This window comes from Citrobacter sp. KH_055_1, assembly GCF_057838705.1.
In genome coordinates, this window is sequence record NZ_CM174473.1 from 772,883 (window position 1) to 797,144 (window position 24,262).

18 protein-coding genes, 1 tRNA gene and 1 pseudogene are annotated in these 24,262 nt (G+C 51.4%); 13 read left to right on the top strand and 7 right to left on the bottom strand.

What is annotated here, in order from left to right; genetic code table 11:
• The first annotated feature begins 16 nt into the window (after positions 1-16).
• Positions 17-760 carry an SDR family oxidoreductase gene (locus AC3ITF_RS03815; protein ID WP_117342627.1) on the top strand — a complete coding sequence of 248 codons (744 nt, stop codon included), beginning with the start codon at positions 17-19 and terminating at the stop codon, positions 758-760.
• Between the two features lie 92 nt (positions 761-852).
• Here the strand turns inward: AC3ITF_RS03815 and bglA are convergent, their stop codons facing one another.
• On the bottom strand, positions 853-2,286 hold the full coding sequence (gene bglA, locus AC3ITF_RS03820) for a 6-phospho-beta-glucosidase BglA (RefSeq protein WP_115257538.1): 1,434 nt from the start codon (positions 2,284-2,286) through the stop codon (positions 853-855).
• A gap of 120 nt (positions 2,287-2,406) precedes the next feature.
• A complete protein-coding gene (locus AC3ITF_RS03825) occupies positions 2,407-3,135 on the bottom strand; it encodes a MurR/RpiR family transcriptional regulator (protein ID WP_115259901.1) in 729 nt (242 codons plus the stop codon).
• A 52-nt stretch (positions 3,136-3,187) separates the two neighbouring features.
• Here AC3ITF_RS03825 and yqfB point away from each other — a divergent pair, with 52 nt between their 5' ends.
• Positions 3,188-3,499: a N(4)-acetylcytidine aminohydrolase gene (yqfB, locus tag AC3ITF_RS03830; protein WP_181624678.1), complete on the top strand. Its 312-nt coding sequence runs from the start codon at positions 3,188-3,190 to the stop codon at positions 3,497-3,499.
• Between the two features lie 163 nt (positions 3,500-3,662).
• Positions 3,663-4,322 carry a PAQR family membrane homeostasis protein TrhA gene (gene trhA, locus AC3ITF_RS03835; RefSeq protein ID WP_096755796.1) on the top strand — a complete coding sequence of 220 codons (660 nt, stop codon included), beginning with the start codon at positions 3,663-3,665 and terminating at the stop codon, positions 4,320-4,322.
• A gap of 79 nt (positions 4,323-4,401) precedes the next feature.
• Here trhA and ygfZ read toward each other — a convergent pair whose 3' ends face one another.
• Positions 4,402-5,382 (bottom strand): tRNA-modifying protein YgfZ, encoded by a 981-nt coding sequence (gene ygfZ, locus AC3ITF_RS03840; protein ID WP_115257540.1) that lies wholly within the window; start codon positions 5,380-5,382, stop codon positions 4,402-4,404.
• Between the two features lie 256 nt (positions 5,383-5,638).
• Between ygfZ and sdhE the strand changes: the two genes are divergently transcribed.
• Both sdhE and AC3ITF_RS03850 read left to right on the top strand, forming a co-directional pair.
• Complete coding sequence (gene sdhE / locus AC3ITF_RS03845) at positions 5,639-5,905, top strand: FAD assembly factor SdhE (protein ID WP_096755798.1); 267 nt, start codon at positions 5,639-5,641, stop codon at positions 5,903-5,905.
• Complete coding sequence (locus AC3ITF_RS03850) at positions 5,886-6,293, top strand: protein YgfX (RefSeq protein WP_096755799.1); 408 nt, start codon at positions 5,886-5,888, stop codon at positions 6,291-6,293. The genes sdhE and AC3ITF_RS03850 overlap by 20 nt, the downstream gene beginning before the upstream one ends.
• A gap of 45 nt (positions 6,294-6,338) precedes the next feature.
• Here the strand turns inward: AC3ITF_RS03850 and fldB are convergent, their stop codons facing one another.
• On the bottom strand, positions 6,339-6,860 hold the full coding sequence (gene fldB, locus AC3ITF_RS03855; protein WP_096755800.1) for a flavodoxin FldB: 522 nt from the start codon (positions 6,858-6,860) through the stop codon (positions 6,339-6,341).
• Between the two features lie 112 nt (positions 6,861-6,972).
• Between fldB and xerD the strand changes: the two genes are divergently transcribed.
• The 5 genes from xerD to lysS all read left to right on the top strand — a co-directional run bounded on the left by xerD (position 6,973) and on the right by lysS (position 13,061).
• The gene (gene xerD / locus AC3ITF_RS03860) at positions 6,973-7,869 is read left to right on the top strand and encodes a site-specific tyrosine recombinase XerD (RefSeq protein ID WP_096755801.1); all 897 of its coding nucleotides are present in this window, start codon (positions 6,973-6,975) and stop codon (positions 7,867-7,869) included.
• A gap of 23 nt (positions 7,870-7,892) precedes the next feature.
• Positions 7,893-8,606, top strand: a complete 714-nt coding sequence (gene dsbC, locus AC3ITF_RS03865; protein WP_096755802.1) for a bifunctional protein-disulfide isomerase/oxidoreductase DsbC — start codon at positions 7,893-7,895, stop codon at positions 8,604-8,606.
• A gap of 5 nt (positions 8,607-8,611) precedes the next feature.
• Positions 8,612-10,345, top strand: coding sequence for a single-stranded-DNA-specific exonuclease RecJ (gene recJ, locus AC3ITF_RS03870; RefSeq protein ID WP_489176145.1), 1,734 nt, complete (start codon positions 8,612-8,614; stop codon positions 10,343-10,345).
• Positions 10,346-10,435: 90 nt separating this feature from the next.
• Positions 10,436-11,534, top strand: a protein-coding gene (gene prfB / locus AC3ITF_RS03875; protein WP_115257544.1) for a peptide chain release factor 2 whose coding sequence is annotated in 2 segments (ribosomal slippage) — positions 10,436-10,510 and positions 10,512-11,534 — 1,098 coding nt in all. Because the reading frame shifts where the segments join, the coding sequence is not laid out codon by codon here.
• Positions 11,535-11,543: 9 nt separating this feature from the next.
• Positions 11,544-13,061 (top strand): lysine--tRNA ligase, encoded by a 1,518-nt coding sequence (gene lysS, locus AC3ITF_RS03880; protein WP_096755805.1) that lies wholly within the window; start codon positions 11,544-11,546, stop codon positions 13,059-13,061.
• Positions 13,062-13,154: 93 nt separating this feature from the next.
• On the opposite strand, the gene idi is transcribed toward lysS, so the two are convergent.
• Positions 13,155-13,703, bottom strand: a complete 549-nt coding sequence (gene idi, locus AC3ITF_RS03885; protein WP_117342622.1) for an isopentenyl-diphosphate Delta-isomerase — start codon at positions 13,701-13,703, stop codon at positions 13,155-13,157.
• A gap of 160 nt (positions 13,704-13,863) precedes the next feature.
• Between idi and actS the strand changes: the two genes are divergently transcribed.
• The 3 genes and pseudogenes from actS to AC3ITF_RS03900 form a co-directional block, all read left to right on the top strand.
• A complete protein-coding gene (actS, locus tag AC3ITF_RS03890) occupies positions 13,864-14,622 on the top strand; it encodes an amidase activator ActS (protein ID WP_168246980.1) in 759 nt (252 codons plus the stop codon).
• Between the two features lie 79 nt (positions 14,623-14,701).
• Positions 14,702-14,775, top strand: a tRNA-Gly gene (locus AC3ITF_RS03895).
• A gap of 134 nt (positions 14,776-14,909) precedes the next feature.
• A pseudogene (locus tag AC3ITF_RS03900) lies at positions 14,910-15,437 on the top strand (hypothetical protein); the annotation flags it as partial.
• A gap of 196 nt (positions 15,438-15,633) precedes the next feature.
• Here AC3ITF_RS03900 and AC3ITF_RS03905 read toward each other — a convergent pair.
• Both AC3ITF_RS03905 and AC3ITF_RS03910 read right to left on the bottom strand, forming a co-directional pair.
• On the bottom strand, positions 15,634-19,989 hold the full coding sequence (locus tag AC3ITF_RS03905) for an autotransporter outer membrane beta-barrel domain-containing protein (protein ID WP_489176146.1): 4,356 nt from the start codon (positions 19,987-19,989) through the stop codon (positions 15,634-15,636).
• A gap of 421 nt (positions 19,990-20,410) precedes the next feature.
• Positions 20,411-23,953, bottom strand: coding sequence for an inverse autotransporter beta domain-containing protein (locus tag AC3ITF_RS03910; protein WP_489176147.1), 3,543 nt, complete (start codon positions 23,951-23,953; stop codon positions 20,411-20,413).
• Between the last annotated feature and the right edge of the window lie 309 nt (positions 23,954-24,262).

Below are 24,262 nucleotides of genomic sequence, written 5' to 3' on the forward strand. Positions count from 1 at the left end.
ATATCTGGAGGTATCCATGGGAATCGCACTTGTTACTGGCGGAAGTCGCGGTATTGGGCGCGCAACCGCGCTACAGCTGGCAGAAGAGGGTTACACCGTTGCGGTTAACTTCCATCACAATATTCGTGCCGCAACCGAGGTGGTGAATCACATTGCGTCGGCAGGCGGCAAAGCATTTGCCCTGCGGGCGGATATCAGCGATGAAAGCCAGGTTGTGGCAATGTTTGAGGCGATCGACCGAGAAGGTGAACCACTGGCTGCGCTGGTGAACAATGCCGGGATTTTGTTCGAGCAGAGCACGGTAGAAAACTTTACTGCCGAACGCATCAACCGCGTAATGGCAACCAACGTTACCGGCTATTTCCTGTGTTGTCGGGAAGCGGTTAAGCGGATGTCGTTGAAGCATGGCGGTAAGGGCGGGGCGATTGTTAACGTCTCGTCAGCAGCATCAAGGCTGGGCGCTCCATTTGAATATATCGACTATGCAGCGTCGAAAGGGGCGGTAGATACGTTGACGACGGGGTTAGCGCTGGAGGTGGCGGCGCAGGGTATCCGTGTGAACGGCGTGCGTCCTGGCCTAATCTACACCGACATGCATGCGTCTGGTGGGGAGCCCGGACGGGTTGATCGCGTAAAGTCGATGTTACCGATGCAGCGTGGCGGACAACCGGAAGAAGTGGCGCAGGCTATCACCTGGCTACTGAGTGAGAAGGCGTCTTACGTAACGGGCAGTTTTCTGGAGCTGGCGGGTGGGAAGTAGCGCGTTGATTGCCGGATGGCGCATCGCTTATCGGCCTACGGGAAATTAACGTGTAGGCCGGATAAGGCGTTTACGCCGCCATCCGGCAAAAATTACAGATTTTCGCCGTTGCTGGCGATCACCTCTTTGTACCAGTTGAAGCTTTTCTTGCGTGAACGCGACATATCTCCGGTGCCATCGTCGTGCTTGTTCACGTAAATAAAGCCGTAGCGTTTACTGTACTGACCGGTTGTGAACGACACGCAGTCAATGCAGCCCCACGGTGTGTAGCCCATCAAATCTACGCCATCGTACGTTACTGCTTTCATCATCTCTTCAACGTGGGCGCGTAGATAGTCGATGCGATAGTCATCGTTGATGCTGCCATCTTCTTCTACTTTGTCGTACGCACCAAAGCCGTTTTCAACGATAAACAGCGGCTTCTGATAGCGTTCGTACAGCTCACATAAGGCATAGCGCAGGCCGACGGGATCTATCTGCCAGCCCCAGTCGGAGGCTTTAACGTGTGGGTTGGGGACGCTGCCTTCGAAGCCGGAAATCGCGTCACCGCTGCCACCTTCCGCTTTTACGGCGTTGGTCATGTAGTAGCTGAATCCGAGATAGTCGCAGGTGCCTTCACGCAGGATCTGTTTGTCGCCTGCTTCCATTTTGATATTGAATTCACGACGCTCCCATTCGTTCAGCACATAAGAGGGGTAATAACCGCGTAGCTGGACGTCGGTGAAGACGTAGCGTTCACGCATCGACTCCTGCGCAAACATCATATCCTCGGGTTTACAGGAGAAGGGGTACAGCGGCACCATCGCCAGCATGCAGCCGACTTTCATTTCAGGATTAATGCGCCGTGCCGCCTTCACCGCCAGCGCGCTGGCAACAAACTGGTGGTGCAGCACCTGATACAGCGTTTCTTCCGGGTTCTCATGCTCGGTGTACACCACGCCGGAACAGCAATAGCCAAACAGCGGCGCACGCCAGTTACGCTGGTTGTTGATCTCATTAAAGGTCATCCAATATTTGACCTTGTGCTTGTAGCGCTCAAAGACCACTTCGGCAAAACGAACGAAGAAATCGACCACTTTGCGGTTGGTCCAGCTACCGTACTGCTGTACCAGATGTAGCGGCATTTCGAAGTGGGAGAGGGTAATAACCGGCTCAATGTTGTACTTGAGCAGCTCGTCGAACATGTCGTCGTAAAACTTCAGCCCTTCTTCATTTGGCTGAGTTTCGTCACCTCGCGGGAAGATTCGGGTCCAGGCAATAGACGTACGGAAGCATTTGAAGCCCATTTCAGCAAACAGCTTTATGTCTTCTTTGTAATGACTGTAAAAATCGACGGCTTCGTGGTTTGGATAGTACTTGCCTGGAATGACGCTCTGGGTGATTTCGCGTGGAACACCGTGCGCGCCGCCGGTCAGCACGTCACAAATGCTTGGCCCTTTGCCGCCTTTGTTCCAGCCGCCTTCAACCTGATGCGCCGCAACCGCGCCACCCCATAAAAAATCTTTCGGTAAAGTCAGTTTTTTCATTTGCGCTCAGTCTCAAATTAATACCATTTGATTTTGAGTCTAACAAAGGAAAGATAAATGTCACGATATAACAAAATAGGCTTAATGTGATTTGTTACATCAAAAAAACAGTTTGTTTTTTTATGCCAATTTTTTCGCCAGTTTGCGACCCAGTGACTCCAGAATATAAATTACGGGGATTTGTGTGGTTATATCATAGACCCCCGCAATGCGGGTTTGCGGCACATGCCAGGAGAGGTTAAAGTCGGCCAGTTTCGCCAGGCGTGAGTGCTCGTGGCTGGTAACCGACAACACTTTGCAGTTGTGGAGGCTAAACTGGCTGGCGAAACGCAGGATCTCCTCGGTTTCGCCGGAGACGGATAGGACAATTGCCAACGCGTTTCGGGCCATATCATTGGTCACCGGGAAATAGGGATCGTCAATATGGTTGCTGAATTTCCCGACATTTGAGAAAAATCGCGCACCATATTTAGCTAAGGCGCCGGATGTTCCCGCGCCAACGAATATAATACGCTCGGAGGACAATATAATATCAACAGCCTGATCGAGTAATGTGTCGAATTCGTCGTTATTCACGCCCTTAAAGAAGCTGATTATTTCGCTGGCACCGAAATTAGCCTGTTGCGGTTCATTCTGCTCTAAATATAATTTAAAGCGTACGCGAAACTCAGAGTAGCCCTCACAGTTAAGTTTGCGGCAAAAGCGCAGAACGGTGGTGGTTGAAACCCCTACGGCATCAGCCAGTTCGCGAATGGTCATGTACATGACTTTGTCACGGTTCTTGATGACATAGTTGTAGACCAACATCTCAAGATTATTGAGACTGGCGATGGCGGCGTGGGAGAACATACTCACAATGGCAATACTCACTCATCAGACTTCATCTACAGGGAATAATAACATGCAGCCAAATGACATCACTTTTTTTCAGCGTTTCCAGGATGACATTCTGGCCGGACGCAAGACTATCACTATTCGCGATGAGTCTGAGTCCCACTTCAAAACCGGAGACATTCTGCGGGTTGGACGCTTCGAAGATGACGGTTACTTCTGCACTATAGAAGTGGTAAGCACCTCGACCGTGACGTTGGATACGCTGAGTGAAAAACATGCTCAGCAGGAAAATATGACCCTTGATGAGCTTAAACGTGTGATTACAGAGATCTATCCAAATCAGACGCAGTTTTATGTGATTGATTTTAAATGCGTTTAATTTAAAGAATACACTTGTTAGCTGAAAAGTAAAATGTAAATAATTGATTTTTATATGTTATTTATTGGTTGATATTTATTTTAGCTAACATGTGTTCACTGGAACCATTCTCAGTTACGCTAGAAGCGCAATCACGAAAGTGTTCGTTTTTTGGGAGTAAGCTATGGTTCAGAAGCCATTAATTGCGCAGGGGTATTCTCTGGCAGAGGAAATCGCCAATAGCATCAGCCACGGAATTGGGCTGGTGTTTGGGATTATCGGACTGGTGCTGTTGCTGGTTCAGGCAGTAGATACCAATGCCAGTGCTATGGCCATTACCAGCTATAGCCTGTACGGCGGCAGCATGATTTTGCTGTTCCTGGCTTCAACCCTGTATCACGCGATACCCCATCAGCGAGCGAAACTCTGGCTGAAGAAATTCGACCATTGCGCTATTTATCTGCTGATTGCCGGAACCTATACGCCATTTCTGCTGGTGGGGCTGGACTCACCGTTGGCGCGTGGCCTGATGGTGGTGATCTGGAGCCTGGCGCTGCTCGGTATTCTGTTCAAATTGACCATTGCCCATCGCTTTAAAATTTTGTCGCTGGTGACCTACCTGACCATGGGCTGGCTGTCATTGATTGTGGTGTATCAACTGGCGGTTAAACTGGCTGCTGGGGGCGTAACGCTGCTGGCGGTAGGTGGCGTGGTCTATTCACTGGGCGTCATTTTCTACGTCTGCAAGCGTATTCCTTACAACCATGCAATCTGGCATGGATTCGTGCTGGGTGGCAGCGTGTGCCATTTCCTGGCCATCTATCTGTACGTGGGGCAGGCGTAATCATCATTGCCCGGTGGCGCTGCGCTTACCGGGCCTACAAAACCCTCGACCCGGTAAGGTGAAGTCGCTACCTGGCGATTTACTCTTCCAGCGAATACGGCAGCGGTACTATATGCAGCGTTTTCGCGTCGTCGCGCACGCGGAATACGCTGTCGGCTTCCATGTCGTTATTCATCACCACCTGCACCAGTACCTGACCGTCCGCCAGTTGTACTGCAGCAAGTACGGTGCCGGTTCGGCGCCAGTTCTCTCCCATTTTCAGTTCCAGGTCTTCACCCGCTTCCGGCACCCGGCTGGCTGAACCTGCCAGTGTCCACAGCGCTCGTTTGTTAGCGCCGCGGAATTTCGCCCGTGCGACCATTTCCTGACCGGTATAGCAGCCTTTTTTGAAGCTGATCCCACCTAAGGCCTGCAGGTTGGTGGCCTGTGGAATGAACTGCCCGCTGTTGGCGGTATCAATTACTGCGATACCGGCTTCGATATCCAGTGCCAGCCACTGTTGGCTGTTGTTCAATTCTGCTTCACCACGCAGTTTTTCTACCAGCGTTTCCGCCGTGGCTGCATCGGTAATCAGCAGGAAGCGTTCGGCCGGGTGTTCAAACCACAATATCGTGGAAGAGCCTTCGGTAATCACCTGCTTATCGCGGGTTGGCAGTTCGCTAAAGAGATTGTCCAGCGCGGCGCGCGCCTGGAATCCGGCAACGCCCAGCAGCACGCGTTCGTCGTCCGGTGCAATCACCACTTTTGAGAAGACGGCATATTTTTTCAGTTCGGTAAGCTGAGCATCGCGCAGGCTACGGCGCTCAAGCCACGCGAAGCCTTCACCCAGGCGGAAGAGGCGCAGGTTGCTCCACATTTTGCCTTTGGCATCACAGTGGGCAGCCAGCACATGCTGATGTTCGGTCAGCTGACTGACATCAGCAGTAACCTGGCCCTGAATATACTTCTCACTGTCGGTGCCGGTAATGGTCGCGAGTGCCCAGTCATCAAGCGTCATCAGCGTCAGAGGCAAACGTGTTGACGCACAAGGCTGACGAGGAGGAAAAGATGTAAAAGCCATAATAATGTCCTGATTTGCTTAACGCAGTAATAATGACTAATGGTAAAAGAGCTATGGCCCATTGCAAGCGGTTTAAACATCCTATTTGTGCCATATTTTAAGCTTTGCGAGGAGACATCCATAATTGATGAACCCTTTGACTTAATGTGGTTTTATTTAGCGATCGTGCTTCCGTTTACTGATATTCCCGTAAAAGAGCGTGAAAAACACGTTACAATAGCCGGGTACTTCGTTTTCGCGAGACAGGAAGAAGAACATGGATATTAACAACAAAGCACGTATTCATTGGGCATGCCGTCGCGGTATGCGTGAGCTGGACATTTCGATCATGCCGTTTTTCGAACATGAGTATGACAACTTAAGTGATGACGAAAAGCGCATTTTTATCCGTTTGCTGGAATGTGATGACCCCGATTTATTTAACTGGTTGATGAATCACGGGAAGCCGGCTGATGCACAGCTGGAGCAAATGGTACGGCTTATCCAGACACGGAATCGGGAACGTGGTCCAGTGGCAATCTGATTTACGCGTCTCCTGGCGCGCACAGTGGATTTCGTTGCTCATTCATGGGCTAGTGGCGGTGCTTATTTTATTGATGCCATGGCCACTGAGTTACACCCCTTTATGGTTGATTTTGCTCTCTCTGGTGGTGTTCGATTGCGTGCGCAGTCAGCGCCGTATCAACGCTTGTCAGGGAGAGATTAGACTATTGATGGATGGCCGCCTGCGTTGGCAAGGGCAAGAGTGGTCGATTGTTAGCGCACCCTGGATGATAAAAACGGGCATGATGTTGCGTTTGCGGTCAAGTACAGGAAAGCGTCAGCATCTGTGGCTGGCGGCGGACAGTATGGATGATGCCGAATGGCGGGATTTGCGTCGGTTGATATTACAACCGTCAATGCAGAAATAGCGCTGACGGTAAGGTTACAGACCTTCACCGTCAGTCAGCAGACGCTCAGGACCAGTGTTCGGCCATTTCGCCAAGAATTTGCTCACACCATGCCTGGATGCGTTCATCGCTAAGATCGTACTGGTTGGTTTCATCCAGGGCAAGGCCGACAAACAGTTGCCCATCGGCAATAACAGGTTTATCGCTGGTAAATTCGTAGCCTTCTGTTGGCCAGTAACCGACAAACTTCACCCCTTTCGTGACTAGCTTGTCGTGCAGCATTCCCAGCGCATCCAGGAACCATTCACCGTAACCCAACTGATCGCCCATGCCGTAGAGAGCAACAATTTTGCCTTCCAGGTTGAGGTCATCCAACTGATCCCAGACGGCTTCCCAGTCCTCCTGGATTTCGCCGAAATCCCAGGTCGGGATACCTAAAATGAGCACGTCGTACTGCTCCATTAAGGTCGGAGAATCATCCTTGAGGTTGTGTAATGTCACCAGCTCGGGACCAAGAATATCGCGGATTTTCTCTGCTGCCATCTCGGTGTAGCACGTGCTGGAACCGTAAAAAAGACCCATGTTCATTACTAAACGTCTCAATTCTGCTGTAGCGTTGCGCGTAGTGTATCAGAATCGCCGCAATCACGGCACAATGAGGCATAATGCATCAAAAATGAGAATGAAATAAGGGGCGCGAGTGGAACAAGATCTGGCGCGCATCGAGCAATTTCTTGATGCCCTGTGGCTGGAACGCAATCTGGCGGAAAACACATTAAGTGCGTATCGTCGCGATCTAACCATGCTTGTTGAATGGCTACACCATCGCGGTGTTTCTCTGACGACGGTACAGAGCGATGACCTGCAAGCACTGCTGGCAGAGCGAATGGAGGGGGGGTATAAAGCCACCAGTTCCGCGCGTTTGTTAAGTGCTATGCGGCGATTTTTTCAACATCTCTATCGCGAGAAATTCCGCGATGATGATCCCAGCGCTTCGCTGGCTTCACCTAAGCTACCACAGCGTTTGCCAAAAGATCTCAGTGAGGCGCAGGTCGAGCGACTGCTGCAGACCCCGCTGATTGACCAGCCGCTGGAACTCCGAGACAAAGCCATGCTCGAAGTCTTATATGCCACCGGTTTGCGCGTTTCTGAGCTGGTGGGGCTGACGATGAGTGATGTCAGCCTGCGTCAGGGCGTTGTGCGGGTCATTGGTAAAGGTAATAAAGAGCGGCTGGTACCGTTGGGTGAAGAGGCTGTGTATTGGCTGGAAACCTATCTGGAGCACGGACGACCATGGTTGCTCAATGGCGTCTCCATTGATGTGCTGTTTCCCAGCCAGCGTGCGCAGCAGATGACACGCCAGACCTTCTGGCATCGAATTAAACACTATGCTGTGTTAGCGGGAATAGACAGCGAGAAGCTGTCGCCGCACGTACTGCGGCATGCTTTTGCCACGCATTTGCTTAACCATGGCGCTGATTTGCGCGTGGTGCAGATGCTGCTTGGTCATAGCGATCTCTCTACCACACAAATTTATACCCATGTCGCAACGGAGCGCTTGCGTCAATTACATCAACAGCATCACCCGCGTGCGTGAGTGCTGACAGGAAAGGATAGGTTATGAAAAAAAGTTTTATGATGCTCACCCTGCTGGCGACGGCGTTTTCAGGCATGGTGCAGGCAGACGACGCGGCGATTCGTCAGTCATTAACGAAGCTGGGTGTACAAAGCACAGAAATTCAACCTGCTCCGATTGCGGGAATGAAAACTGTACTGACCAACAGCGGCGTGTTGTACGTCACCGAAGACGGCAAGCACATTATTCAGGGACCGATGTATGACGTGAGCGGTGCAAGTCCGGTTAACGTCACCAATCAACTGCTGATGAAGCAGCTGAACGCGCTGGAAAAAGAGATGATCATCTATAAAGCGCCGCAGGAAAAACACGTTATTACCATTTTCACCGACATCACCTGCGGCTATTGCCACAAGCTGCATGAAGAGATGAAAGACTACAACGCACTGGGAATTACCGTGCGTTATCTGGCCTTCCCTCGCCAGGGACTGGAAAGCCAGGCCGAGCAGGACATGAAATCCATCTGGTGTGCGTCAGATAAAAACAAAGCGTTTGATGATGCCATGGCGGGTAAAAGCGTGAAGCCAGCAACTTGTAATGTGGATATTGCTGACCATTACGCGCTGGGTGTGCAGTTTGGTGTAAGCGGCACGCCGGCGATCGTTCTGAGCAATGGCTATGTTGTTCCTGGCTATCAGGGACCGAAAGAGATGAAAGCGTTCCTCGACGCGCACCAAAAACAGACCAGCGGTAAATAATTCGCGTGAAACAACAGATACAACTTCGTCGTCGTGAAGCCGACGAGACTAGCGACCTGCCTGCCGATCTGCCGCCGCTGTTGCGTCGTTTGTACGCCAGTCGCGGTGTGCGTAGCGCGCAGGAGCTTGAGCGTAGCGTCAAAGGCATGTTGCCGTGGCAGCAATTGAGCGGTGTCGAAAAGGCGGTGGAGATCCTCTATAACGCTTTTCGTGAAGGCACCCGCATTATCGTGGTGGGGGATTTTGACGCCGATGGTGCAACCAGCACGGCGCTGAGCATTCTGGCGATGCGAGCATTGGGATGTAGCAACATTGACTACCTGGTGCCCAACCGTTTTGAAGACGGTTATGGTTTGAGCCCGGAGGTGGTGGATCAGGCACATGCCCGCGGCGCTCAGCTGATCGTCACCGTCGACAACGGCATCTCTTCCCATACCGGCGTTGAGCATGCCAGAACGCTGGGGATCCCGGTAGTGGTTACCGATCACCACCTGCCCGGCGATACTCTGCCGGGCGCAGTGGCGATTATTAATCCTAACCTGCACGACTGTACGTTCCCGTCGAAATCACTGGCGGGCGTCGGCGTGGCTTTTTATCTGATGCTGGCTCTGCGTACTTTTCTTCGTGATAAGGGCTGGTTTGATGAGCAAGGTATCACCCCGCCAAACCTCGCAGATCTGCTTGATCTGGTTGCGCTAGGTACGGTGGCCGATGTTGTCCCGCTTGACGCTAATAACCGCATCCTGACGTGGCAAGGCTTGAGCCGTATTCGCGCAGGGAAATGTCGTCCTGGCATTAAAGCGCTGCTTGAGATTTCAAATCGCGACCCGCAGAAATTGGCTGCCAGCGATTTAGGCTTTGCGCTGGGGCCACGCCTGAATGCGGCAGGCCGCCTGGATGATATGTCTGTTGGCGTGGCGCTGTTGCTGTGCGACAACATTGGCGACGCGCGGGTGCTTGCCAGTGAACTGGACGCGCTCAACCAGACGCGGAAAGAGATAGAGCAGGGCATGCAGACGGAAGCGCTGACCCTGTGCGAGAAGCTTGAGCGCAGCAGAGAGACGCTGCCTGGCGGGCTGGCGATGTATCACCCCGAGTGGCATCAGGGCGTAGTAGGGATCCTGGCGTCACGCATTAAAGAGCGTTTTCACCGTCCGGTGATCGCCTTTGCACCAGCTGGAGACGGCACCCTTAAAGGGTCGGGGCGCTCGATTCAGGGCCTGCACATGCGAGATGCACTGGAGCGACTGGATACCCATTACCCGGGCATGATCCTTAAGTTCGGCGGCCACGCCATGGCGGCAGGATTATCGCTGGAAGAAGCACAGTTTGAGTGCTTCCAGCAGCGTTTTGGCGAGCTGGTGACCGAGTGGCTCGATCCCGCCTTACTGCAGGGCGAAGTGGTCTCCGATGGCCCGCTAAGCGCGGCGGAGATGACCATGGAAGTCGCACAAATGCTGCGTGATGCAGGACCGTGGGGGCAAATGTTCCCGGAGCCGCTGTTTGACGGGCGCTTTCGCCTGCTTCAGCAGCGTCTGGTTGGCGAGCGTCATCTGAAGGTGATGGTTGAGCCCGTCGACGGCGGACCGCTGCTGGACGGTATTGCGTTTAATGTTGATACCGCTATCTGGCCGGATAACGGCGTTCGTGAAGTCACGCTGGCCTATAAGCTGGATATTAACGAGTTTCGCGGCAACCGCTCATTGCAAATTATTATCGATAATATCTGGCCACTTTAGCGTCACTATATCTATAAAAAAGAGCGTGGATTGGTTACAATCCCGCTCTTATAACCGCATTTTGACTCGTCCAATAAAAGAAAACAGACCATGTTTGAAATTAATCCGGTAAATAACCGCATTCAGGACCTCACGGAACGCTCTGACGTTCTTAGGGGGTATCTTTGACTATGATGCCAAGAAAGAGCGTCTGGAAGAAGTAAACGCCGAGCTGGAACAGCCGGATGTCTGGAACGAACCCGAACGCGCGCAGGCGCTGGGCAAAGAACGTTCTTCCCTTGAGGCCATTGTCGACACGCTCGACCAAATGAGCCAGGGCCTGGAAGATGTCTCCGGCCTGTTAGAACTGGCTATAGAAGCCGACGACGAAGAAACCTTTAACGAAGCCGTTGCCGAACTCGATACGCTGGAAGAAAAGCTGGCGCAGCTGGAGTTCCGTCGTATGTTCTCCGGTGAATATGACAGCGCAGATTGCTATCTCGATATTCAGGCCGGTTCTGGCGGCACCGAAGCGCAGGACTGGGCTAGCATGCTGATGCGCATGTATCTGCGTTGGGCTGAAGCACGCGGCTTTAAGACTGAAATTATTGAAGAATCTGAAGGTGAAGTGGCGGGTATTAAATCCGTGACCATCAGAATCGCTGGCGAATATGCTTACGGCTGGCTGCGTACTGAAACCGGCGTACACCGCCTGGTACGTAAGAGTCCGTTTGACTCCGGCGGTCGCCGCCATACGTCGTTCAGCTCTGCATTTGTCTACCCGGAAGTTGACGATGACATTGATATCGAAATCAACCCGGCAGACCTGCGCATCGATGTTTACCGCGCTTCAGGTGCGGGTGGTCAGCACGTTAACCGTACAGAATCTGCGGTGCGTATTACCCACATCCCGACCGGGATTGTGACACAGTGCCAGAACGACCGTTCCCAGCACAAGAACAAAGACCAGGCCATGAAGCAGATGAAAGCGAAGCTTTATGAACTGGAAATGCAGAAGAAGAATGCCGAGAAGCAGGCGATGGAAGACACCAAGTCCGACATCGGCTGGGGTAGCCAGATTCGTTCTTATGTCCTGGATGACTCCCGCATTAAAGATCTGCGTACCGGGGTTGAAACCCGTAACACGCAGGCGGTGCTGGATGGCAGCCTGGATCAATTTATCGAAGCAAGTTTGAAAGCAGGGTTATGAGGAACCAACATGTCTGAACAACACGCACAGGGCGCTGACGCGGTAGCCGACCTTAACAATGAACTGAAAACGCGCCGTGAGAAGCTGGCTAACCTGCGCGAGCAGGGGATCCCGTTCCCGAACGATTTCCGTCGCGATCACACCTCAGACCAACTGCACGCTGACTTCGACGCGAAAGAAAACGAAGAGCTGGAAGCGCTGAACATTGAGGTATCCGTTGCCGGTCGTATGATGACCCGCCGCATTATGGGGAAAGCCTCATTCGTTACGCTGCAGGACGTTGGTGGCCGCATTCAGCTGTACGTTGCGCGTGACGATCTGCCGGAAGGCATTTACAACGAGCAGTTCAAAAAATGGGATCTGGGCGATATCCTCGGCGCGAAAGGTAAGTTGTTTAAGACTAAAACCGGCGAGCTGTCCATCCATTGCACCGAGCTGCGTCTGCTGACTAAAGCGCTGCGTCCGCTGCCGGACAAATTCCACGGCCTGCAGGATCAGGAAGCGCGTTACCGTCAGCGCTACCTGGATCTCATCTCTAACGATGAATCTCGCAACACCTTTAAAGTGCGCTCACAGATCATGGCGGGTATTCGTCAGTTCATGGTTGGCCGTGGCTTTATGGAAGTGGAAACCCCGATGATGCAGGTGATCCCTGGCGGTGCCGCTGCACGCCCGTTCATCACCCATCATAACGCGCTGGATCTGGACATGTACCTGCGTATTGCGCCGGAACTGTACCTCAAGCGTCTGGTGGTTGGCGGCTTCGAACGTGTGTTCGAAATTAACCGTAACTTCCGTAACGAAGGCATCTCCGTTCGTCATAACCCAGAGTTCACCATGATGGAACTCTATATGGCTTATGCGGACTACAAAGACCTGATCGAACTGACCGAATCGCTGTTCCGCACGCTGGCGCAGGACGTTCTGGGAACCACCGAAGTGCCTTACGGCGAAGAAGTCTTCGACTTTGGTAAACCGTTCGAAAAACTGACCATGCGTGAAGCCATTCAGAAATACCGTCCGGAAACCAACATGGCGGATCTGGACAACTTCGACTCTGCTAAAGCGATTGCTGAATCTATCGGCATCAAGGTTGAGAAGAGCTGGGGTCTGGGTCGTATCGTGACGGAGATCTTTGAAGAAGTGGCGGAAGCGCACCTGATTCAGCCGACCTTCATTACCGAGTACCCGGCAGAGGTTTCTCCGTTGGCTCGTCGTAACGATGACAACCCGGAAATTACTGACCGCTTCGAATTCTTCATTGGTGGACGCGAAATCGGTAACGGTTTCAGCGAGCTGAACGATGCAGAAGATCAGGCGCAGCGTTTCCAGGATCAGGTTAACGCCAAAGATGCGGGCGATGACGAAGCGATGTTCTACGACGAAGACTACGTTACCGCTCTGGAACACGGTCTGCCGCCGACAGCCGGTCTGGGGATTGGTATCGACCGTATGGTTATGCTGTTCACCAACAGCCATACCATCCGTGACGTGATCCTGTTCCCGGCGATGCGTCCGGTTAAATAAGATGTGAAATGCCGGATCGCGCCACGCTTTTCCGGCCTACGATAAGCATGATTTGTAGGCCGGATAAAACGCTTTCGCGTTGCCATCCGGCAATCAATTACGGTTAGCAAACTCGCGTAATAATTCGCGCGCTTTATCGTTAGAGGCCTGCATTACCATCCACGGGCTGAAGGCCCACGGTGTGGCATCCAGCGCACGTAAGACATCCTCAAGTTCACTCCACTGCTCATCCATTACTTCATCCGTGTTCGGCCGTCGCGCACTGATAACTCGTGCGGCATAGACCGGGCAAACTTCGTTTTCCACAATCCCACTGGGGTCTGCAGCGCGGTAACGAAAATCAGGATACACGGGCGTGAGTTCGGCTACCTCCACACCCAGTTCGAAACGAGCGCGACGGATGATGGCGTCTGCAGTAGTTTCACCGGACTGCGGATGGCCGCAGACCGAGTTAGTCCAGACGCCTGGCCAGGCTTTTTTGTGTAGCGAACGCCGGGTCACCAACAGTTGGCCCTGGTCGTTAAAGAGCCAGCAGGAGAAGGCTGAGTGTAGGGGCGTTGTAGCGGTATGCGCCGCATACTTTTCCAGTGTTCCGCAGGGCTGGTCCTGCTCATTCAACAAAATGACATGTTCCTGTCGCATCGCATCCACCATTAATCTTGAGCATCACTATTATATTCCTAATTGTGGCCGATTGATTATCCGTCGGTGTGAAATGCCTGAACGGACGATTCGTGCCGCGATATGATTTGGCATCCGGCATCGGACTGCTATGATAAAGCGTCTTAAAATGTTGCGAGGAATTGTTTTGAGTGCGGGACGCCTGATGAGAAAACGCTTTGTTATCACAATAATGTTGCTGAGCAGCCTGATCGTCGCGGGATGTTCAAGCTCATCTGATTCCGGTTCTGGTTCTACCTATACCGTTAAGCGGGGAGACACGCTGTATGGTATTTCACGTGCGACAGGGACCAGCGTCAAAGAGATCGCGCGCCTGAACAACATTTCTCCCCCCTATACCATAGAAGTTGGGCAAAAGCTTAAGGTCAGCGGTGGCGCGAAAACCAGCACGGCATCGGCGAAAACAAAATCTAAATCGAAATCCTCCACCAAAACGGCAGCAGTCAGACCGTCTTCTTCTGTGCCACAGTCATCCTGGCCACCGGTAGGGCAACGCTGTTGGCAGTGGCCAGCGAGTGGGAAGGTGATATTGCCATACTCCACGGCCGAAGGTGGCAACAAGGGGATTGATATCTCTGCCGCGCGCGGCACGCCTGTTTATGCGGCTGGAGCCGGGAAGGTGGTCTATGTCGGCAATCAGCTGCGCGGCTACGGCAACCTCGTGATGATAAAACATGGCGAAGATTACATTACCGCCTACGCCCATAACGATACGCTGTTGGTTAACAACGGGCAAACAGTGAAAGCCGGGCAGAAAATTGCCACCATGGGCAGCTCTGATGCGGCTTCGGTGCGCCTGCATTTCCAGATCCGTTATCGCGCTACGGCTATCGATCCGCAGCGCTATTTACCGCCGCAGGGCAGCAAGCCAAAATGCTGACGGTGAATTAATCGCCAGTCAGTCGATCAGCCCCTTGCCAGGAAGTGTGTAAGGTTTATAATCCCTTACGCACTTCAATGCGGGCGTAGTTCAATGGTAGAACGAGAGCTTCCCAAGCTCTATACGAGGGTTCGATTCCCTTCGCCCGCTCCATGGCCTTTCTTAAAGTACTCCAACTTACTGAATCCTAAGGGATACAGCTTTAAGCCTTCCGCTAGTTTTACTCACTGTAACCAACACTGTAACTAAATCTGTTGAAATAGTGAGCAGATTTAAGAACTCAGCACATGCTCAACTCAAAAACCTATCTTTATCAGCGCAATGGCGTCTTTTATATCCGCCTCAGGATGAAGACTACTGGTCACCTGACTGCTTCGCTTCCTTCCCACAACCGTTATAAACTAGCGTCAGTATCACTACGAATCAAGGACAGAGGCACTGCTACTGTATTGGCTGAACCTGAAGTCCCTGAACATAAGGCTCTGACCTGGCGTCTCTCATTGAGCAGTATGAGCAGGAGAACGCCCATAACTGGAAGCCAGCGACCCCAAGCGAGAACCGAGCGTCACACTCTACGTTAATCGAGACATTCGACTATCTGACAATTCAGGATGTGGGTAAGGCGACCCGTTCACATATGCTCAGGGTCCGAGACGTCCTCCAACAGTCAGTTGCCTAAGAACCGCAAGCAACGCTTTAAGGATATGCCGCTGTCTGACCTGCTGGACCGAGAGTCTAAGACTGCTACTGATTGTCTGGATGTCGTAACCATCAACAATAAATATCTTATCAATATGGCTGCTGTCATTAATTGGATTGGATATGTTAACGAGTTTAGGCTTGCTGATAATCACCAGCAGGGGGATAGAGACTATGAGTGATATTCATCAATCCTTTGCATGGTATTGGCTAACGTAGAAATGATTATGAATGAATCAGATAATAGGCTTGCAAGCAGCAGTAGCCAGGGTGCTTGCAAAAACACCCCGGCTATCTCTTGTTGCGGGCCGATTAGAAATGATATTTCAGCCCTAACGTTGCCGCGCTGTTGTTGTAACCGTTGTCTCCCATCTGGACGCCCACATTACCCCACAGATTTAAATCTGGTGTAATCTGGCCTTCAACACCCAGTTTAATTTCTCCCAGATTACGCGCACCTTCCTGGCTGACGCTAACGTCATCCATTTTCGTGCTAAAACTGCGCGTATTATGAATCCAGTTAGCCTCAATAAATGGCTGGAATTCACGGCCTTTGCCCTCATCCATTTTATTAACGCTTTTCAGGTAGGCTCTGGCTCCAAGACGGGTTTGAACATTACCGTTGCCGTTCATCTCGATACGCGTTCTGTTAGCCTCTCGATGGTCATCAGATTTGACCCCCATCCAGGTAACCTGCGCCTGCGGCTGAATATACCACTCATTAACGGTTCCCTGGCTACCGGAGAATTCGCCAACGTTAAAGGTATACCCTGTTTCAACAGATGCCGTCAGACCTTTGGATTTATAGGCTTCAGAAGCCAGTCCTTCACCTTTTACATAGTTATCAAACCATCCATATTGCGCCCAGCCGTCGAGGTACAGACCGTTATGATCGACGTTATCGGCATACCATGTGGCGTAAAGGCCCGTGCTATAGCCATTGACGCTACCTCGCGAGGTATAACCCGTGGCTGATGAGCGGGTCTGATTATTATCATGGCCATACCCGGCCATGATCCCGAGACGCCAGCTATCACGCCCGTTAGTTGAGCCCTGCACGATATCGCTGCCGAGCTGCATCACATAGCGATTGCTTTGAGTACGCAGCTGGCTGCTACCGTCATACCAACTATGATGGCCCCCTGTCTGACGCATCCACATAGCGGTGTTTTTTGTCTCTCCGGTTAACATGTCTGTGTACTGCGTTTCTCCCGCTCGATCGTGTAGCCTCATGTTGAACAGGGTATTTACTGCCGCATGGTTCGCGGTATAGGTTCCCCCTTCCGGGCGAAGCGTATGCTCTGTGGGCGAAACCGGTTGTTCGGGATTTTCAGGTTTAATCAACTGGCTGGTCAGAAACCAGTGGCTATTGTTAGCCCCCTGGCCCCGAACCAATGAATAATCATAAGCGCCCGCAGTGATACGCCCGCTCTGAGAAAAATCACCTTCAGAACGGCCATCTACATGAATAAGCTCAATCCCCTCCAGAGTTTGTGAACCTTGGCCCCCTGCATTGGTGATACTTACTTGAGTACTGCCAGTGGTGTCACCTTTTACAATAAGCTTATCGGTGGCCGAACGGTCGTCCCCCAAAACAGTATCAAAATTAATCAGGCCATTATTGCCGTGGTAATTCCCCTCAACAATCAGCTGGTTGCCGGCGGACTGCCCACTATTCCCCAAAGATATCGCACCCTGGTTAGAGAGATTCCCGCCAACAGTAAAGCGACCTGATGCGCCATTTCCGGCAACGAACAATCCGGCATTATGGATACTGCCTGACACTGTTCCCGCGCCTGAGAGCATACCGGCAGAAGAAATATTGACCTGCTGGCTCGCCAGCGTAACCGGCGCATCCTCCTGACCCAGTATCAGCCCCCCTTGTTGAATATCCGTAGTGCCGGTATAGGCGGAATTCGCGGTCAGCGTGATAGTACCCTGGCCCTGCTTGATGACATTACCGCTGCCATCGACTTGGTTTTGCAGGGTCCAGTCATCCATGCTGTTAAGGATCAAGTCACCCTGATTGTGAATGGTTGCTCCCCCGAGATGGCCGGCGGCTGACGCAACTAATTGTGTGTTTTTATCCAGTTTAACGTGACCGCTAAACCCGCGGTTATCCCCCTCGAGAGCGACGTTAGATTCGCTGAATGAAACTTCACCCTTGCCGCTCAGGTTGTTGGACAATTTCCCCTCAACGGTATTCAGGTTGAGATGACCATCGGCAATAATATTCCCGGCCCCCAATCCCTGAACGTTATCTAGTTTGATCTCTGCGCCGGACGCGATGGTCGTTGTTGCGCTTAAGGACGCATTACTGCCATTCACATTAAAGACGCCGTTATCTATGTTGAGATTACCGCTGCCGGCCAATGTCCCTGATGACGTTCCGCCGTTAGAAATCGTCAGGCTACCGCCATTAATATTCAGAACCGATCCTACGGCGCCGGTTAGCTGCCCAATCGTCTGGCTATGCCCATTCATATCCAGAACGGTCTCTTCTGCCATCTGAAGACCTGACGTATGACCCAGTACATTATCATTGAGCATCAGCAGATTACCGCTGCGCAAATCGGTTAGGCCGGTGTAATCATTATTCAGACCAGAAAGTGAAACTGTCTGGCCTTTCTGGCTGTCAAGCGCCAGATCCCCGGAGCCGCTCAGGCGAGAGCTTAATTCCGCAGCCGCCCCGGTTTTTCCGTTGGCGTCCAGCAGTAGTGCATTCTGCCCCTGTCCTTGTAGTTCAATCTGCGTCAGACCGTAGCCTACATAAAGACCATCATGGTTTTTCCCGCTGGTCAGGCGATAGTCGTAAGTTCCTTTGGCTACCACCTGTCCGTTCTGGCTAATGTCATGCTGAACAGCATCTGTTACCGCGTTACCGTTTAGATCCTGCAGTTTCAGGTTTCCGGCGTCACCTGTTACACCGGTTCCTGACTGGGTGGACACCAGTTTAATTTCTGCATTGGCGTCTTCCTGCTCCATTAAAGAGAGACCGGTATCAATATCTTGCGCTATAGCGTCCACTACGCCCACAGGATTCACCTGCACAGCACCAGACCCCGTCAGGTCTAACTCCTCTTTGACATTCACCATTTTATCGGTGTGGTGTATGCCGGGGGTAATGTTACCAAACGCAATGGTTCCGCCAGAAAAGGCCAGGCTTCCAATGGACTGTGTGCCCGTTCCCAGTGAAATTTCACTCCCTTTTCCTGCAATTAGCCCTGCTTTTGCAAGAGCATCGGCGTTGGTTCCCTGCAGGTTGAATGTCGTATTCTGTAACGCCAGAGCACCCGTAAATCCGGATGTCACCGCGCTGTTTTTAAAAGAGAAAGCGTGGTTTCCCGTATCGACCTCCAGGATGCCAGAGCCAGCAATCTGGTGGTTAAACAACCAGTCGCTTGTACTATTGAGCTGCAGCGTCCCGGCAACGGATAACCCGGCAGAACCGAGATTTTTCTGATCAGAAACGCTCGCAACGGCGCCCGATTCAACATTGATCTTTCCTTTAAAGGCGGTGTTATCACCCAATAGCGCCACATTTCCGGTGCCGACGGAGATAATGCCATTCCCCGAAACCTTATTGGTAAACGCCATGTTGTCCTGGGCATTCAGCAAGAGTTTACCGCTATTGCTGATATCCGCGGTTCCCAGGTTCTGCGTAACCCCAAGTGTGGCATCCTTGGCAATTTTTACTTTACCGCTAAATTTTGAGTTATCCCCAGACAGAAACGTTGTGCCGTTAAGTGCATTAATATAACCCAGCCCCTCGCTGCCACTTGATATATCCGCTGATATATTGGCGTTATCGCTGGTGTGGTTCAGGGTGATTTTTTTATTGTCCGTACCCGCCCAAACAAACTCTATTTTCTTGGCGTCAATAATCCCGGCAGCTTTCGCTTTCTCACCTTCCTGAGCGCCTAATGCTAATTCTGAGTTTGTACTTAGGCTAACTTCAGGGGCAGAGATCTTCCCCATGTCGGATACGACCAATGTGGTATTGGAATCTTGATTGTAATACCCGAGACTTAATTTATCACTGGCGTTAACTTCCCCCTTATTATTAACTGACAGGAATTGATCGCCACCGTAGCTTTTGAATACACCCATAAAGAATGTTTGTGTATTGACCTGGCTACCCTCACCGCTAACGTTTCCCCTTTCATAGGTCAGGCGGCTGGTCCCTTTAACATGAATCTTACCGCCATCAGACACGTTAAAATAACCGCCCGTTCGCCAGTTATCTGACGCGCTGTCATATAAGTCGTCAGCGTAGAGTTCACTGCCTGCATTAGAGACGTTAAGGTAACCGGTGCCTTTCAGCAGAATGTTCAGTTCACCGTTGATACGCACTGTTCCCTGGGTAATATCCAGCCCACCTCCTGATGTGAAGGTCAGGCGGGGACGCGAGTCCGGTGCATTGATCACCAGGTTGGCATTGTCTTTTACATTGATATGGTAATTAATGGACTGGTTGCCTGTGCCAAAATCAACGGTGTTATCTGTGCTTACATCAATATCATTAGCCAGGGCCATCGATGAGCATAACGCTACGGCACCAGCTAATAACGCCCTGGACTTTTTTTTCGTATTCTTCCTTCCAAGCTCTGAGCACACACACCAGCAATTACGGACTTTACTCCATTTTATCTGATATATTTTGTTCATAAGCTCTCCGCAAAATAATCATAATAAAAATTTAACATTTTTGGGGTAAAATATTTATCGGGTTACATTTTTGAGAGTGAAAATGTAAGACTCCGAATTGATGATATATGCTATGTGTTATTCATGTTATGCAAACGGCCATGCCGGATAGTAGATTTAAGTCTCCCTGCATAGTTTGTTACGTGATAAATTAATTCTGACAGCGTAGTCTTCAGTCTGTAAATATATTACCTGAGGGTTTATCGCTATTTCCAGCCCCACTTATTATATTGATGGGCGTTTTCAGATCAACAGGGTAAGGGGGCGTCGAGGAGGGATTTGAGCGTGTTAAACCTATTACAGTCCAGAGCCTCAGAGGGCTGAATAAATAGATAAGGGAGATAGCCGCTGAGCCGCGGCTATCTCCGGTGTATATCCCGAATCAGGAATTCGGTTTATGGTTTTCAACTACCCAGACGGTGAGTTCTTTTTCCAGCGTTTTATCTCCCGTCATTGCCTTCACCCTCACCCAACTTTCACCAGCGGTATCCGTTCTCAGCTGTGAGTAGGCATTTCCTAACGTAAAGTTGGTTTTATCCGGCGTCATCGTAAAGGTTCCGCTGCTGGTTTGGGCTTTGCTGCCCGCGCTAAATTCGACACTGCCGTTTAACGGGTTACCGAACTTATCCTGCAATCGGGCCATAAAGCCTACCGGTTCAAGGTTGGCAACGGCATAGCCAGGATCCTGCTCCAGAGTGAGTACCGGATTCTGGGCATCAGCATTCAGCGTCAGCGAAGCATTTGCCGAGACGTTGCTACCGTGTTCAGCCAATGTGGCGGTCAGCGTGTAACGACCCGCCTTATGGCCGTGGACATTCACGGTCGCAGTACCGGAGTTATTGGTGGTGACAAGCGTATTATCAATCTGCAGAGGATCGCGTGACGATGGGCCTGTGGCCGTAATTTTCAGCTTACGGTTGCTGACGTTGTTACCCGATGTATCGCTCAGATGCAGGGTAAACGCCACGTTATCCACATCACTCACTATGGCTGATGTGGTTGACGGTTCGATCGTCAAGACTGCATTTTGCAGATCCGATATCACCTCCACTGCCTTACTCGCCGTAACGCGTTTACCCTCTTTGATGAAGGTTGCCTGCAATTGATAGCGCCCGGCCTCTGCGGCAACAAAGGTTGTTGATGCCATTCCTTTCTCATCCAATGTCAGTTCGGACTGGTCCAGTTTTAATCCACTGGCGGGTTCGCTGGTCAGGCGCACGTCACCGCTAAATGGGTTGTTTTCACCGTCGACAACCTGTACCTGAATTTCGTGCTTAGCTGATGCGTTCGCCGCGATGCTCTCTGCTGGTGCGGTCAAATTCAGCACCGCGCTGTTAATATCAGGTACAAAGCCCAGTTCAACGCTCGAGGACTCAATACTCTGTTGCCCGTCTGTAGCCATGGCTTTCACGGTGTAATTACCCGCCTTAACCGTGGTTAACGTCACCGTTGCGTAACCGTCTTTATTGGTGGTGATTTTGTCCGGGTATACGAGCCCTTGCGGCGTTACGATAAGCTCCACTTTCTGTCCTTCAACCGACGCGGCGGTATTGTTGAGCCTTACCTCAAGCGTGGCGCCATCGCGACCGTTTGCAGCAATATTGGTGATTGCGCCATTGTCTTTGGCTGCCAGAGACAATGTTGCGCCCGTCATTGAAGAGGCAAATGTTACGCGCAGTGATGAGCTGATGTTCCCCGCGCTTAGCGTAATCTCATATGTTCCCGGCGTTGAACTGATCAGTGAGAATGTTGCTTCACCTTTGGCATTGGTCTTCACAACGTTCTCCCCATTCGCGATCTTGACCTGTGGCGGTAACGCCAGGGTAACCGTGTATCCGGACAGCGCGTTGCCATAACGGTCGGTCAGGGTAACGACTGCGACATTACTCTGTTTGCCATCCGCCAGCGCATTGTCCCTGGTCAGGTTAAAAGCCTGAACCACCGGCTGCGTTTTGTCGGCAATCCAGGTGGCTTGTTTTTCCAGTCCGGAGAAATCATGTTTTTGTGATGCCACACCAATGCGTGTCGCCTGAGCCAGTTCAGACGTTGCCTTAGCGCGGTACACGCCGTCTTTCTCTTCTACGGCAGTAAAACGAACCTCGCCGCTGGCTGAAACAGCATAAAAACGTAAGCTGTCGTCGCCGGTAATGGCATTCCCGTCTTTATCTTTTGCCTCTAACGTCAAGCTAATCGGGTGCCCAACGATCTGTTCCATGGGCATTACCGTCAACGTCGATTTTGCCGCCTCGGCGGAAACCGCTTTTAGTTTTACCGTCAGAGTTTCTGTTTTACCCAGGACTTTAGCGGTGATACGTGCCGTACCCGCCGTTAAACCCGGCGTCAACGTCGCGGTATACACCCCGGAACGGGTTTCCTGTACTTCACCGAGCTTGGGTGCCTGTGCCGAACGCTCACGGTTTTGCTGTGCGTCAGGCGTAAATGCCAATGACAACTCAATGTCATGGGCAAGCCCTGTTAACGGTTTACCATTGGCATCTTTTAGCACCAACGTAACCGGATGCTGCGACTGCCCATCAGCCGCGATGATCGGTTGATGCTCGCCGTTTAATGTAAAATCCATTGTGCCGATTGAGGCTGAACTCCCCGTCACTGTCACGTTCATCACCGCATAGTTAGAGACGTTTCCTTTAACATCTCGCGCCGTTGCGCCGATCTGCCAGTGATTGGTACCGCCTGGTGTATACGCTGGCAACGTCAGTTGCCATGACGTGCCGCTACCGGAAATACGCCCGCCAGCGGCGGTAAATGCGCTATCGTTCCACTCTACCGACTGAATGCCCCATTGGGATTTATCCAGCGAAATAGTCACCGGAATAACGGAGCCACCTTCCCCCTGCACGCTTTCAGGCAGGCGGATCTTCAGAACCGATTTTTTGCGGTATTCCAGAACAATGTTGTTATTACGTTCGACAAAATCGTAGCGCCCGTGCTGAACTTCGCGCATCACCGCAACGTTATCGCCGTCCAGTTGCTTCGCCAGCGGGATGCCGGGGCGATAGTTAATTTCAATGCCGAAGCGTGAATCATGAGTATTACTCTGCCCCTGCTTGTGTTCAGCAGAAAGCGTAACCAGCGGAACCGGCGTGTAGCTGATCCCGCCCGTAAAGGCGTATGGATTTTCCTGCAGATGATCGCTGCCAAAGAGGCCGACATTCTTGCCGTAATACTTTTCATATTTAAGCGATGCACCCAGTTGCGGATATGACGGCAACCAACCTTTGGTATAGATATCCCAGCCATCAGCCGGACGTTCCTGATAATCGCCCAGATCGTGGGAATCCTTCCATTTTGACAATCTTAAATAAGCATTCGCGCCTGCATGTAAATAATCTCGCCAGTACTCAACGCCTGCACCCATACGTGCGTGATGCCGACTTAAATCGTAGTCATAAAATAAGTTCGCGCCCAGCATTGAATTATCCGGCGTGAAGTAGCGATAACCCATGCCGATATTGGTTTGGGTTCTGTCATCGGTACGGTGAAGCGATGTCTGGCTAAATAAAACATGCTGCTTTGTATCAACCCACGGATAAAGGAAATCGAACGCAGAATCTTTCAACGAGAATGCGTCATCGACGTTGAGTTGAATACGCGCATTACCGTATTGCTGCAGCCATTCTACCACCTCCTTCGTTGCCTGTGCCGAGACGGTATTGGCAGCAAAACTGCCTGCATGGCCGTTTTCAATGCTTCTGCCAGCCTGTGCGGCGAGGGAAGACAGGCCGCGCAGTTCTTGCTGCTCAGCTGCGGCCTGCGATGCCTTAACGGCTGAAGCATGGCTGATGGTCGGCGTGAAGCTGAGAAGGGCTGGATACAGAGCCTGTAAAGCGATTGTTGACCATGCGACAACCTTATTAACGGAGCCTGTTGCCCCATTGTTCCGCGAAATTTTCTTATTTGACATTCGTAACTCCAATATCAATTAAAAAAATTAAAGGTTATTCCATGTACTGAACGGGATGCGTAATATATGTATTTAGTGGGAAAATTCAAGACCTGTTCATCGCGCAGTTAACTGGATATTTTTACATTATGCAGAGCCGGAGTGGCTATGATGTAGAACGTTTAAATAACGGGTGCTGTAAAAATACTTTTCTTTTTATAGTGGTGAGTTTAATATTGGTGTCTGTATTTGAACCATGAGCGTATACTGCAAATAAAAAATTATCAGGAAATTAATCTGCCTGTTCGTATTCTACCGTCATTCATAATA

Coding starts and splice junctions, on each gene's coding strand:
- AC3ITF_RS03815 (WP_117342627.1), top strand. CDS start 17: ATGGGAATCGCACTTGTTACTGGCGGAAGTCGCGGTATTGGGCGCGCA.
- bglA (WP_115257538.1), bottom strand. CDS start 2,286: ATGAAAAAACTGACTTTACCGAAAGATTTTTTATGGGGTGGCGCGGTT.
- AC3ITF_RS03825 (WP_115259901.1), bottom strand. CDS start 3,135: ATGTTCTCCCACGCCGCCATCGCCAGTCTCAATAATCTTGAGATGTTG.
- yqfB (WP_181624678.1), top strand. CDS start 3,188: ATGCAGCCAAATGACATCACTTTTTTTCAGCGTTTCCAGGATGACATT.
- trhA (WP_096755796.1), top strand. CDS start 3,663: ATGGTTCAGAAGCCATTAATTGCGCAGGGGTATTCTCTGGCAGAGGAA.
- ygfZ (WP_115257540.1), bottom strand. CDS start 5,382: ATGGCTTTTACATCTTTTCCTCCTCGTCAGCCTTGTGCGTCAACACGT.
- sdhE (WP_096755798.1), top strand. CDS start 5,639: ATGGATATTAACAACAAAGCACGTATTCATTGGGCATGCCGTCGCGGT.
- fldB (WP_096755800.1), bottom strand. CDS start 6,860: ATGAACATGGGTCTTTTTTACGGTTCCAGCACGTGCTACACCGAGATG.
- dsbC (WP_096755802.1), top strand. CDS start 7,893: ATGAAAAAAAGTTTTATGATGCTCACCCTGCTGGCGACGGCGTTTTCA.
- lysS (WP_096755805.1), top strand. CDS start 11,544: ATGTCTGAACAACACGCACAGGGCGCTGACGCGGTAGCCGACCTTAAC.
- idi (WP_117342622.1), bottom strand. CDS start 13,703: ATGCGACAGGAACATGTCATTTTGTTGAATGAGCAGGACCAGCCCTGC.
- AC3ITF_RS03905 (WP_489176146.1), bottom strand. CDS start 19,989: ATGAACAAAATATATCAGATAAAATGGAGTAAAGTCCGTAATTGCTGG.
- AC3ITF_RS03910 (WP_489176147.1), bottom strand. CDS start 23,953: ATGTCAAATAAGAAAATTTCGCGGAACAATGGGGCAACAGGCTCCGTT.